At 40.8% G+C, this 13,508-nt stretch carries 8 protein-coding genes, 2 tRNA genes, 3 rRNA genes and 1 pseudogene; 2 read left to right on the plus strand and 12 right to left on the minus strand.

The window, feature by feature from the left end:
* Nucleotide 1 precedes the first annotated feature (1 nt).
* Nucleotides 2-274 (minus strand): hypothetical protein, encoded by a 273-nt coding sequence (locus AZF37_RS13450; protein ID WP_245611939.1) that lies wholly within the window; start codon nt 272-274, stop codon nt 2-4.
* Nucleotides 259-522, minus strand: coding sequence for an ECF transporter S component (locus AZF37_RS13455; protein ID WP_245611940.1), 264 nt, complete (start codon nt 520-522; stop codon nt 259-261). Before AZF37_RS13455 ends, AZF37_RS13450 begins: the two co-directional genes overlap by 16 nt.
* Nucleotides 523-815: 293 nt before the next feature.
* Between AZF37_RS13455 and AZF37_RS12825 the strand changes: the two genes are divergently transcribed.
* Complete coding sequence (locus AZF37_RS12825) at nt 816-1,037, plus strand: acyl-ACP thioesterase domain-containing protein (protein ID WP_342668714.1); 222 nt, start codon at nt 816-818, stop codon at nt 1,035-1,037.
* A 97-nt stretch (nt 1,038-1,134) separates the two neighbouring features.
* Nucleotides 1,135-1,419, plus strand: a pseudogene (locus tag AZF37_RS12830) (hypothetical protein).
* Nucleotides 1,420-1,461: 42 nt separating this feature from the next.
* Here AZF37_RS12830 and dpaL read toward each other — a convergent pair.
* The 10 genes from dpaL to nifJ form a co-directional block, all read right to left on the minus strand.
* Nucleotides 1,462-2,697, minus strand: a complete 1,236-nt coding sequence (dpaL, locus tag AZF37_RS08015; RefSeq protein WP_245611941.1) for a diaminopropionate ammonia-lyase — start codon at nt 2,695-2,697, stop codon at nt 1,462-1,464.
* A gap of 62 nt (nt 2,698-2,759) precedes the next feature.
* The gene (gene tadA, locus AZF37_RS08020) at nt 2,760-3,212 is read right to left on the minus strand and encodes a tRNA adenosine(34) deaminase TadA (RefSeq protein ID WP_216634012.1); all 453 of its coding nucleotides are present in this window, start codon (nt 3,210-3,212) and stop codon (nt 2,760-2,762) included.
* 26 nt (nt 3,213-3,238) lie between these two features.
* A 5S ribosomal RNA gene (gene rrf / locus AZF37_RS08025) occupies nt 3,239-3,353 on the minus strand.
* A gap of 121 nt (nt 3,354-3,474) precedes the next feature.
* A 23S ribosomal RNA gene (locus AZF37_RS08030) occupies nt 3,475-6,398 on the minus strand.
* A gap of 179 nt (nt 6,399-6,577) precedes the next feature.
* Nucleotides 6,578-6,653 (minus strand) — tRNA-Ala (locus tag AZF37_RS08035).
* A 5-nt stretch (nt 6,654-6,658) separates the two neighbouring features.
* A tRNA-Ile gene (locus AZF37_RS08040) sits at nt 6,659-6,735 on the minus strand.
* A gap of 120 nt (nt 6,736-6,855) precedes the next feature.
* Nucleotides 6,856-8,428 (minus strand): 16S ribosomal RNA (locus tag AZF37_RS08045).
* The 16S, 23S and 5S rRNA genes sit together here with 2 tRNA genes alongside, the layout of an rRNA operon.
* A gap of 214 nt (nt 8,429-8,642) precedes the next feature.
* The gene (locus tag AZF37_RS08050) at nt 8,643-8,942 is read right to left on the minus strand and encodes a hypothetical protein (RefSeq protein ID WP_162474014.1); all 300 of its coding nucleotides are present in this window, start codon (nt 8,940-8,942) and stop codon (nt 8,643-8,645) included.
* A gap of 97 nt (nt 8,943-9,039) precedes the next feature.
* Nucleotides 9,040-9,969: a BMP family ABC transporter substrate-binding protein gene (locus AZF37_RS08055; protein WP_088370336.1), complete on the minus strand. Its 930-nt coding sequence runs from the start codon at nt 9,967-9,969 to the stop codon at nt 9,040-9,042.
* A gap of 9 nt (nt 9,970-9,978) precedes the next feature.
* Complete coding sequence (nifJ, locus tag AZF37_RS08060; RefSeq protein ID WP_088370337.1) at nt 9,979-13,500, minus strand: pyruvate:ferredoxin (flavodoxin) oxidoreductase; 3,522 nt, start codon at nt 13,498-13,500, stop codon at nt 9,979-9,981.
* Nucleotides 13,501-13,508: the final 8 nt, after the last annotated feature.

The following is a 13,508-nucleotide window of genomic DNA, read 5'->3' on the forward strand; positions in this document are numbered from 1 at the left end:
TCTAAAAACTCCTTTTCAATGCTTTATCAATTGGCGGTACAATGGCTGTTACTAAAAGAACTGATAACATCAATTCAATTGGTAAATTAATCGCCAATATCCCCAATATTATTTCTAAGGATAATAAACCAAACAGATAGCCAAGACCCAAGACACCAATTGTATTAATTAATGTTTCAACTATGGCAACTACAACACTCCCTAAGATCCTATTTTTAGAGGCCAACTTATTATAAATTAATCCACTAAAAATCCCAATTAAAATTCTTGGCAAAAAAATAGCAATAGGGTTAGGTAGAAAACCTCCATAAAAATGAAACTGTAGATGGCAAATACAAAACCAGTTAAACCACCAACACCAACGCCTCCTAAGGCGCCACCAACAATAGTTGGAATATGCATTATGGTTGCTGCTCCTGAACCATTCGGTAGAGGAATAAACCCAAGTTGGGTTTGTCCTAAAAGAATAGTAATAGCTGATAATAATCCTGCTGTAGCAATTTTCCTGGTAGAAATCTTCATGATTTTCTCCTCCTGTTTAAGTTAAATAATTAAAAAGTACAAGGGCAAATGCCTCTTGTCTTCTCCTGTATTATAGCATATTAATTGAATATAAAAAAGCACTTTATAAAAGAATATGATACAATAGAGTAAAGGAAGGAATCAATAAATATGGCAAAAGAAATCTATATACACAAACATAACATTGAATATTATGATGTAGATCAACATAAACGTTTAAAACTGCAAAATCTTTTGGATATCATTAACAATGCTTCATTTCTCGAATCTGAGGAACGAGGCTGTGGCATAGAATTTTTAGCAGAAAAAATCTCACATGGGTTTTCTGTAAAATGGAACTCGTTATTAAAACAGCACCTACATTTAAAGAAATAATTTACGTAAAAACTTATCCAATAGGTAGCAGACGCTATTTTGCAAGTAGGAAATTTGAGGTATATGATGAATCAGGAAAAGAAATTGCATATGCTTATGGACTTTATTTTCTAATTGATACAAAAAAGAAAACCTGTTAAAATACCTACAGAAATTATGAAGTTCTATGATGAGGGATTTGAAACTGATATGATTTGCTTGAAAGATATGAAAATTCAACCTGTAGAGACCCCAGAAATGGAAAAGAAATATACGGTTCGCTACAGTGATATTGATACCAATGGCCATGTAAATAATTCTGTCTATCCATTATGAGCAATTGAAACCCTACCTCTAGAATATCTGGATAGCCATCAACTTACAAAACTGGAAATAGTTTTTGAAAAAGAAGTTTTTTTAGATAATTCTATAACAGTTAAAACCAGCTATAATCACCAAAATGACAATTTATCAGCATCACATACTATATACAATGAGGATAATGATGTTGTATGTATTTTAAACTCTTATTGGAAAAAATAAAAAGCAGCTTTCAAATGAAAGCTGCTTAATTTTTTATATAACTTATTGGTTAGGTATTCTATATTTCCCGTTCCAAATAATTTCTCCATAGTTAACAGGGTCAGTATCTCCCTCAGTATTGAAGAATAGAACTACAGAATCTTCATTTAATCCAAGAGCTTCTTTTACCTCTTTAAATTCATCTCCCATTAATAATGAAAAAGCGCCAATTCCTGCTGCACCAGACTCTCCAGATACAACTTTTGGGTCTCTTCTAGCAGGATTAGCTAAAATACGAACACCTCTAGCAGCAACAGCATCATTACATGATACAAACATAGTAGAGAAGTCTCTGATTATAGGCCAAGCAATAGGACTTGGCACACCACATGCTAAACCAACCATAATAGTTTGCAAATCGCCATCAATAGGATGAGCCTCACCATCATTTACTTCTGCTGAATTATAAATACAGTTTGCTGCATTAGGCTCAACAATAATTGCTTTAGGGTACTTATTTTTATAAATGTTAACAAATAATCCTAAAATAGCGGCCGCCATACCACCTACTCCAGCTTGTAAAAAAACGTGAGTTGGTGCATCATAGCCTTGCAAAGCTAATTGATCAATAACTTCCATGCCCATAGTTGTATAGCCTTGCATAATCCAAGTAGGCACTTCAGTATAGCCTTCCCATGCTGTATCTTGGACCATATAGCCGCCAACCTCTTTAGCTTTTTCAATGGCTAAAAGAACTGTACCATCATAGTTTAAATCAGTTACAATAGCTTCGGCTCCAGTTTCTCTAATTGCCTCTACTCGTCTTTTAGCTGAGTTCATTGGCAAATAAACGATGGCCTTTTGACCAAGTTCATGTACCGCCCAAGCGATACCGCGTCCGTGGTTACCATCTGTAGCTGTAACAAAAGGTGCATTTCCAACTTCCTCAGCCGCATGCTCTCTAATATATTTAAAGTTCACTTCTGAAACGTCTTTTCCCATTTTTTCGCAGATAAGTCTGGTAATTGCATAGGTTCCGCCTAACACTTTAAAAGCATTTAAATCAAATCGAGATGACTCGTCTTTAATAAAAATTTTCTTTACCCCTAGTGTTTTTGCAAGGTGATCTAGACTGTATAGCGGTGTCGCTTCATAATTGTCAAATGACATATGAAAACGTCTCGCCTTGTTTGCTTCTTTTCTTGAAAACATTTTAGGTCTGTTTTCTCTAGTAATTTCAGGTACGCGCTTCTCATTTAACAATAAATTCATCATATCTAATTGTTCGTTTTCTTCCATAATATATTCCCCTTTCTTTTTCCTTACTCATTAATTATAACAAAAAATCCCCTTAGATACAGTTATAATCTCAACTTTTTGAAGAATTCTTGTAATATTTCTCTACATTCTTTTTCTAAGATACCACCAATAACTTGAAATCCCTTTGAAGTGGGAAATTCAGCTATTTTCATATAGGATTCAACTGCACCAATTTTTTTATCTGTGGCACCGTAAACCAAGGCGGATACGCCACTTTGAAGTATAGCACCAAAACACATAGGACATGGCTCTAATGTAACATATAGGACGGTATCTTGTAAATGATGGTTTTTAAAAAACTGACCGCCTTTGCGCAAGACCTCTATTTCAGCATGACTGGTAATGTCATGGGTACTTTCTCTTCTATTATATCCTCTAGCGATTATTGTGCCTTTATACATTAAAACGGCACCCACAGGGACTTCGCCCTTTAAATAAGCTTTGTTAGCTTCTTTAAGTGCTTGTTCCATATAGATGCGATGTTCAAGAACCATAATGGGTCCTCCTAAATAATAATAAAAACTGGCAACGTCCTACCCTCCCAGGCCCTAAGACCAAGTACTATCGGCGCTGAAGAGATTGACTGCTGTGTTCGGGATGGGAACAGGTTTGGCCTCTTCGCTATCGTCACCAGTTAAATTAACTGTTTTCTTTTTTTATATTTAATTCTCTATCTATCTCTATCTATATAAGGGCGCCTTTTGTTCCCTCAAAATTGCATAATGGATTTTTGTGATTTTTTAAAATCGCGACTTTTAGGTAAAGTCCTCGATCGATTAGTACTGGTCAGCTGAACGCATTGCTGCACTTACACCTCCAGCCTATCAAACTGGTCTTCTTCCAGTGATCTTAGTAGTAAACTACGGGAAATCTCATCTTAAAGTGGGCTTCACGCTTAGATGCTTTCAGCGTTTATCCCTTCCAAACTTAGCTACCCAGCTATGCCGTTGGCACGACAACTGGTACACCATTGGTTTGTCCACTCCGGTCCTCTCGTACTAGGAGCAGATCTCTTCAAATTTCCTACGCCTGCGGCGGATAGGGACCGAACTGTCTCACGACGTTCTGAACCCAGCTCGCGTACCGCTTTAATGGGCGAACAGCCCAACCCTTGGGACCTACTTCAGCCCCAGGATGCGATGAGCCGACATCGAGGTGCCAAACCTCCCCGTCGATGTGAACTCTTGGGGGAGATAAGCCTGTTATCCCCGGGGTAGCTTTTATCCGTTGAGCGACGGCCCTTCCACTCGGAACCGCCGGATCACTAAGCCCTACTTTCGTACCTGATCGAATCGTCACTCTCTCAGTCAAGTTGGTTTCTGCCTTTACACTCTACGGATGATTTCCAACCATCCTGAACCAACCTTTGGGCGCCTCCGTTACTCTTTGGGAGGCGACCGCCCCAGTCAAACTGTCCACCTGACAATGTCCCCGATCCGGATAACGGACCTAGGTTAGAATTTCAGTACTTTAGGAGTGGTATCCCACCAGTGACTCCATACAAACTAGCGTCCATACTTCAAAGTCTCCCACTTATCCTGTACATAAAGCACCGAAACCCAATATCAGGTTACAGTAAAGCTCCACGGGGTCTTTCTGTCCTGCCGCAGGTAGCCAGCATTTTCACTGGCACTACAATTTCGCCGAGTCCTTCGTTGAGACAGTGCCCAGATCGTTACGCCTTTCGTGCGGGTCGGAACTTACCCGACAAGGAATTTCGCTACCTTAGGACCGTTATAGTTACGGCCGCCGTTTACTGGGGCTTCAGTTCTAAGCTTCGCTTGCGCTAACTCTTTCCCTTAACCTTCCAGCACTGGGCAGGCGTCAGCACCTATACTTCATCTCATCGATTTTGCAGGCACCTGTGTTTTTGATAAACAGTCGCCTGGGCCATTTCTCTGCGACCACTTCAAGCTTAGGACGTATGTCCATCACCCTAATGCGGCACTCCTTCTCCCTAAGTTACGGAGTTATTTTGCCGAGTTCCTTAACGAAGGTTCTCTCGCGCGCCTTGGGCTTCTCACCCCTCCTGCCTGTGTCGGTTTACGGTACGGGCACCTATTTCTCTCGTTAGAAGCTTTTCTTGTCAGTGCGGAATCAACGACTTCCCTACTATTTTCGGTCGTCATCACTTCTCAGGCTTTTGTGTTGCGGATTTGCCTACAACACGCCCTACTTGCTTAAACAGGGAAAACCAACTCCCTGATCGCCTATCCTCCTGCGTAACTCCATCCTCAAATGAGATATAAGTGGCATTGAATTATCAATCAATTGTCCATCGACTACGCCTTTCGGCCTCGCCTTAGGTCCCGGCTTACCCTGGGCGGACGAGCCTTCCCCAGGAAACCTTAGGTTTTTGGCGGGCAGGATTCTCACCTGCCTTCTCGCATACTCATACCAGCATTCTCACTTGTATACGCTCCAGTTCGCCTTCCGACTTACCTTCTCCGCTGTATACAACGCTCCCCTACCCAACATTACTGTTGCCTAAACTTCGGTGATGAACTTGAGCCCCGTTACATTTTCGGCGCAGATCCACTCGACCAGTGAGCTATTACGCACTCTTTAAATGGTGGCTGCTTCTGAGCCAACATCCTGGCTGTCTTTGCATTTCTACATCCTTTTCCACTTAGTTCACACTTTGGGACCTTAGTTGTAGGTCTGGGCTGTTTCCCTCTCGACTATGAACCTTGTCACCCACAGTCTGACTCCCAGTATACATTTATGGCATTCGGAGTTTGATAAGGTTCGGTAACCTGTTAAGGCCCCTAGCCCATTCAGTGCTCTACCTCCATAAATGCTCTCCTGAGGCTAGCCCTAAAGCTATTTCGGGGAGAACCAGCTATCTCCGGGTTCGATTGGAATTTCACCCCTATCCACACCTCATCCGCTCAATTTTTAACTTAAGTCGGTTCGGTCCTCCACGAAATTTTACTTCCGCTTCAACCTGGACATGGATAGATCACCCGGTTTCGGGTCTACAGCGCTAAACTTTTGCCCTTTTCAGACTTGGTTTCCCTACGGCTCCTGTGCTGAACACATTAACCTCGCTTAACACCGTAACTCGCTGGTCCGTTCTACAAAAAGTACGCCGTCACTTTCGCTCCGACTGCTTGTAAGCATATGATTTCAGGTTCTATTTCACTTCCCTCACGGGTTTCTTTTCACCTTTCCCTCACGGTACTTGTTCACTATCGGTCACTGAGGAGTATTTAGCCTTGGGGGGTGGTCCCCCCGGATTCCCACAAGGTTTCTCGTGTCTCGTGGTACTTGGGATACTGCTTCGCTTCCCTTCAATTTCGTCTACTGGACTCTCACCATCTTCGGTGGACCTTCCCAGATCCTTCGACTATCTCCAGAAAATACTACTTATGCAGTCCCGCAACCCCAACTGCCGAAGCCGTTGGTTTAGGCTCTTTCCATTTCACTCGCCGCTACTTAGGAAATCGAATTTTCTTTCTCCTCCTACAGGTACTTAGATGTTTCAGTTCCCTGCGTTCGCCTCCTTACCCTATGTGTTCAGATAAGGATTTGTAGATATGACTCTACAAGGGTTGCCCCATTCGGATATCTCTGGTTTGTCGACTGCTTGCGTCTACCCAGAGCTTTTCGCAGCTTGCCACGTCCTTCTTCGCCTCTCAGTGCCAAGGCATCCATCATATGCCCTTTATAACTTTACCTACGTATTTCTTGTATGTTTGATTTTTTATCGCGCTTTTGCTATTAAAGACACTACTCTCTAATAGACTTTTTAAACTCTTTTGTAGTGTAGCTTTATTTGCATAAAACTACCTGCTTTTTTGTTTCTCTTTTGCAATACTCTCGTATTGCTCCATTATGCAATTTTCAATGAACAAACTGGTGGAGATAAGCGGACTTGAACCGCTGACCCCCTGCTTGCAAGGCAGGTGCTCTCCCAACTGAGCTATACCCCCATCTGTGGTGGGCCTAGGTGGACTCGAACCACCGACCTCACGCTTATCAGGCGTGCACTCTAACCAGCTGAGCTATAGGCCCCCGCTACTTAGTAACCAAGAAGGTCACTAAAAGCTAAACAATAGTAAAGGAAAGAATCGCTTCAAGAGAACGTCGTCTCTTTTTGTCGCCTCAATCTTTGTCAAGGCGGATTCTCCATAGAAAGGAGGTGATCCAGCCGCACCTTCCGATACGGCTACCTTGTTACGACTTCACCCCAATCATCAACCCCACCTTAGGTGGTTCGTTCCCATTAAGGGTTACATCCCCAACTTCGGGTGTTGCCGACTTTCGTGGTGTGACGGGCGGTGTGTACAAGGCCCGGGAACGTATTCACCGCAGTATGCTGACCTGCGATTACTAGCGATTCCGACTTCACGTAGTCGAGTTGCAGACTACGATCCGAACTGTGAACAGTTTTTTGGGGTCCGCTCCACCTCACGGCTTCGCTTCCCTCTGTACTGCCCATTGTAGCACGTGTGTAGCCCAAATCATAAGGGGCATGATGATTTGACGTCATCCCCACCTTCCTCCGGCTTACACCGGCAGTCCCATATGAGTCCTCAGCATGACCTGTTAGTAACATACAGTAGGGGTTGCGCTCGTTGCGGGACTTAACCCAACATCTCACGACACGAGCTGACGACAACCATGCACCACCTGTTTTCAGGCTCCCCGAGGGGCACTCCAAAGTTTCCTTCGGATTCCTTCAATGTCAAGATTTGGTAAGGTTCTTCGCGTTGCGTCGAATTAAACCACATGCTCCACCGCTTGTGCGGGCCCCCGTCAATTCCTTTGAGTTTCACTCTTGCGAGCGTACTCCCCAGGCGGAGTACTTAATGCGTTAGCTGCGGCACAGAAGGTCGTTGCCTCCTACACCTAGTACTCATCGTTTACGGCGTGGACTACCAGGGTATCTAATCCTGTTTGCTCCCCACGCTTTCGCGCCTCAGCGTCAGGTACGAGCCAGAAAGTCGCCTTCGCCACTGGTGTTCCTCCTAATATCTACGCATTCCACCGCTACACTAGGAATTCCACTTTCCTCTCTCGTCCTCTAGTAACCCAGTTCTAAATGCAGTTCCCTGGTTGAGCCATGGTCTTTCACATCTAGCTTAAGCTACCGCCTACGCGCCCTTTACGCCCAGTAATTCCGGATAACGCTTGCTCCCTATGTATTACCGCGGCTGCTGGCACATAGTTAGCCGGAGCTTCCTTCTTAGGTACCGTCATCCCACTAGCTATTGACTAGTAGGTCTTCTTCCCAATTGACAGAGCTTTACGATCCGAAAACCTTCTTCACTCACGCGGCGTTGCTGCGTCAGGGTTTCCCCCATTGCGCAATATTCCCCACTGCTGCCTCCCGTAGGAGTCTGGGCCGTGTCTCAGTCCCAGTGTGGCCGTTCACCCTCTCAGGCCGGCTACTGATCGTCGCCTTGGTAAGCCTTTACCCTACCAACTAGCTAATCAGGCGCGGGTTTATCTTTCAGCAGGAGCTTCTTCGAGAGGCCTCTTTTCCTCAGCACTAGATGCCTAGTCCTAAGCGTATCAGGTATTAGCACCAGTTTCCCGGTGTTATCCCTGTCTGAAAGGTAAATTGCCCACGTGTTACTCACCCGTCCGCCACTAACTTCTTCTGGCTTCCACCAAAGTGTCCGTCAAAAGTCGTTCGTTCGACTTGCATGTGTTAAGCACGCCGCCAGCGTTCATCCTGAGCCAGGATCAAACTCTCCATAAAAAATTTATCCATACTCAATATTTACTATTTTGTATAACTGACGTTTGTTTGTTTAATTCTTTCCTTCTATTGTTCAGTTTTCAATGACCTTTTTGCTTGCCCTTCTCTCTTGGGCGCTCTAATAATATATCATTTTGCGCTTTCCGAGTCAACACTTTTTCGCTTTTTTCTGAAAATCTTTTATTTTCTTTCAAAAAGCCCTTTAAATGGTTGTTTAAATAGAGAATTTAGAAACTTTACTTCTCCCTATTATTACAATGGCTATAATACTAAATATTACTGCCAAAACAAAAGTAATATATGATAGCTCATTCCTTCCTAAAAAAATTGCACCAATCCCAACTAAAATCATAGTAAGGGTTATGGTTTTTAAAGACTTTTGTGCTTTTTTCTTACGAATTCTTCTAATCGTAATTCTATCTTGGCGATTCAATGGATATTCAACGCCTGAAAACTTAGGACCTAAAAATAAAAATAATAGGGCACCACATAAGGTTATTAAAGCGGGAATCATCCAGTTTAACAAACAAAAAAACAACATTAAAGATGATAACAGTATTGTTAGATATTCAGAAATCAAAAATTTTTTTACTGGAGTCATTACCATCACCTTACCTTAAGTTTTTCTTCAGTTCTTCTAGTCTACTCTGTAGACTTCCATATATATGCCCATTATCTTCAATAATAAAGATATTATCTTTAAAACCTAATTCACTTTTCTGTCCCGGCTTTGCTGCTAAAAAATCTCTGTAAACCAAATCATAAATTGTATCATAGTCAATACCAAGTCGAACAAAGCCATTTCGATTTGGGTCATCTCCTAGATATCCCCCAATTACGACACCTTTCACATTAATATTTTTCAAAGCATCTTCTAACGGAATACTGTTGACATATAAACCTGAAGAATTAATATTGTTCCTATCAAATCTTGATATTTCATTAACATAATCTTTATTCACACTATCAATTTCTTGATAGTTTAATGTACCATCTGTTTTAATAAATTTTACGCCTTTTTCAAAACTGTCTTTAAATGATTCAACACCTGTTAGCTCCATATAGCCTACAGTATTCCCTATTGAAAGACCTGCAGATATAGCTCCAGCAAATTCCACTAAATCTTCTTGGAGTATATTATATGAAGAAACATTGTCTTTACTAACTAATCCGTCTATGCACACAAATTTCATATCAGGGTAATTTGCACCTGCAGATAACACAGCCTCTCCCAACGCTTCACCTTGAACAATAACTGGGGAGTATCCTTTTTTACTATAATCACTTAATAAGAATGGGGCATTAGCTTCTGTTACATATTCATTATATGTAATTTCTATACCATACTTTTCTTCAACAGCCTTTAGAGCTCTATACCCATAGTAACTGGCTGAATACTTATCACTAGGTGAGCCCATTAACAACAGGCCCACCTTTGGTGTAGTTGGTATTACTTTGTTTTCTTTTTTAGTCTCACTACAACTACTAGCCACTACAGCTAACAGTAAACAGAGTAACACTAAAATTACATTTTTTTTCATAATATCGTCCTAAAAGTAAAATTGACCTTCGTCCATTTTACGATACATTTGATATTTTTCTTCAGCGCCCTGTGCAGCTTCATCAAATAATGCCTCTGCCATATCTTTGTTAATTTTTAACAATGAAGTGTAGCGCACTTCTTTCATTAAGAAATCCTTAAAAGCTTTTTCTGGTTTTTTCGAATCAAGGGAAAATGGATTTTCTCCTGTATTCTTTTTATTTGGGTTATATCTAAACAGATGCCAGTAACCAGATTCAACTGCTTCCTTTTCTCTTTTTTGAGTATCTGTCATTCCGCCTTTAATACCATGGCTAATACAAGGTGCATAAGCAATGATTAAAGAAGGTCCCTTATGGCTCTCAGCTTCTTCAAGAACTTTAATCAGGTGGTTTCTATTTGCGCCCATAGCCACTTGAGCTACATATGCATGACCATAAGTCATCTGCATTAAGCCTAAATCTTTCTTTCTGATTTTCTTGCCACCAGCAGCAAATTTCACAATAGCACCTAGTGGTGTAGATTTTGAAGATTGTCCTCCTGTATTAGAATATATTTCTGTATCAAAGACTAAAATATTGACATCTTTGCCTGAAGCAATTACATGATCTAAGCCACCATAGCCAATGTCATAAGCCCAGCCGTCACCACCAACAATCCAAATAGATTTTTTAGGCAATAAATCTTCATCTGATAAAATCAAATCTTTTAACACCTTAGCCTCGCCAGTTAACGATGTCTCTTCTAAAGCTAATACTAAACGTTTTGAAGCATGCTTGGATGGAAGAGTATCCTCATAGCAATTAATCCAGGCTTCAATAATATCCTCTAGTGCTTCATCTACGCCTATGTCAATTAATTGACGCAAACGAACTTTTTGTCTTCTTCTTCTTTGGGTTACACCATTTAAAATACCAATACCAAATTCAGCATTATCTTCAAACAAGGAATTTGCCCATGCAGGCCCTTTGCCCTCCTTATTTGTACAATAAGGAGTTGAAGGGGCTGAAGCGCCCCAAATTGAGGAACAACCAGTAGCATTGGCTATAATCATTTGATCTCCATAGAGTTGTGTTGCTAAACGAATATACGGTGTTTCACCACAACCAGCACAGGCTCCAGAAAACTCCAAATATGGTGGCACAAATTGACTGCCTTTTAAAGTATTTGAAGCCATTCTATCTAACTTAGGCTGTACTTCGTCCATCATATAGGTCCAGTTCTCTTGCTCATTGATTTCTTCTTTTAAAGGTTTCATCTCCAAGGCTCCTACTGGACATGTTTTCGCACAGTTTTCACAACCAGTACAATCAAGAGGACTAATTTGAATTTTATATTTTAAATCTTCCATGCCTTTCCCTTTAGCATCTAGTAGTGTTCCATTAAATCCTTTGGCTTCTTCATCGTCTAAAAGAAAAGCTCGAACTACAGCATGCGGACAAACAAAGGCGCACTGATTACATTGAATACACTTATCAGCAATCCATTCAGGCACAAAATTTGCTATACCTCTTTTTTCATAAGCAGAGGTTCCTAATGGAAAATGACCATCTTCTCTGCCTTTAAATGCGCTAACAGGAGTATTATCACCAACCTGTTTATTCATCGGCATACATACGTCCTTGATAAACTCTGGAATATCTGTTTGAGCAACCTTTGGTTCTTTCGCATTAGCCCAGTCTTTGCCAATTTCCACTTTATTTAAAAGAGAGATACTATGGTCAACAGCATCGTAGTTCATTTGAACTACAGCATCTCCTTTGCTGCCATAAGTCTTTTTAATGGATTCCTTAAGAAGACTTATTGCTTCTTCAAAAGGTAAAACTTCTGACAATTTAAAGAACGCGGCTTGCATAACCATGTTAGTACGATTACCTAAGCCAACTTCTCTGGCAATTTGATCAGCATCAATTGTATAGAAATTCACATTTTTCTCTGCTAATATTCTTTTTATCTTAGCTGGTAATTTCTCTTCTAACTCGACACCACTCCATGGTGTATTTAATAGAAAGGTACCATTCTCTTTAATCCCTTCTAGCACATCGTATTGAGCTAAGTAGGCTCTTTGTGAACAAGAAACAAAATTAGGTGCATCTACTAAATAGGTTGACTTAATTGGTTCCTTTCCAAATCTTAAATGCGAGATGGTCACTCCACCAGATTTCTTACTATCATAAGAGAAATATCCTTGAGCATATAAATCTGTATTATCTCCAATAATTTTAATAGCTGATTTATTAGCCCCTACAGTACCATCTGAGCCTAGACCCCAAAATTTACATCTAACTCGTTCTACAGGTTCTGTTGCAATTATTGCAACACTTGGTAAAGATGTAAAGGTTACATCATCATTAATTCCAACGGTGAAAGAATTTTTCATTTCACCCTCTATATTATCAAATACTGATTTTAATTCTGTAGGATTAATGTCTTTGGATCCTAAACCATAGCGACCACCAATAATAGCTGGTGAATTAGCTTCCCCAAAATACAGAGAACGAATCTCTTGATACAATGGTTCACCAGCAGCACCTGGCTCTTTTGTTCTATCTAATACTGCAATTTTCCGGACAGTCTTAGGCATACTGTCCATGAAGAACTCTTTAACAAAGGGACGGAACAAATGGACTTTTAGCACGCCTGTTTTTCGACCTTGTGCATTTAAGTAGTCAATTGTTTCTTCTAATGCTTCTGTAACAGATCCCATTACTACAACTACCTCTTCTGCTTCTGGATGTCCATAATAGTTAAATGGCTTATAAGTTCTTCCTGTAATTTCACTTACTTGATTCATATAATCTACAACAATACTAGGTAATTTATCATAGAATGGATTTGATGCTTCTCTACCTTGGAAATAAACATCAGGATTTTGAGATGTACCCTTAACAATTGGGTGTTCTGGATTTAATGCTCTGGCTCTAAATGCAGCTAGTTCTTCCTTAGGTAAAAGAGCCCTGTAATCTTCTTCTTCCAATACCTCAATTTTTTGAATTTCATGAGAGGTTCTGAAACCATCAAAGAAATTTACAAAAGGAAGACTTCCTTTAATTGATGCTAAGTGAGCCACAATAGATAAGTCTGCAACTTCTTGTACACTGCCTCCACAAAGCATAGCAAAACCAGTTTGTCTACATGCCATAACATCTGCATGATCTCCAAAAATAGATAATGCATGAGTTGCCAGCGCTCTTGCGGCAACATGAAAGACACTTGGTAACAACTCTCCAGCAATTTTGTACATATTAGGAATCATTAACAATAATCCTTGAGATGCAGTAAATGTTGTAGTTAGAGCACCTGCTGAAAGAGAACCATGAACGGCACCAGCGGCACCTGCCTCTGATTGCATTTCAGTTACTCTAACAGTTTGTCCAAAAATATTTTTTCTACCTTCAGCAGACCATTGGTCTACATTTTCCGCCATAGTTGATGACGGTGTAATTGGATATATAGCAGCCACATCTGTATAGTAATAGGCGACATGAGCGGCGGCACCATTGCCATCCGTTGTAATTTTAATTTTTCCCACTTTTTTTC

This window comes from endosymbiont 'TC1' of Trimyema compressum (genome assembly GCF_001584725.1).
GTDB lineage: Bacteria > Bacillota > TC1 > TC1 > TC1 > TC1.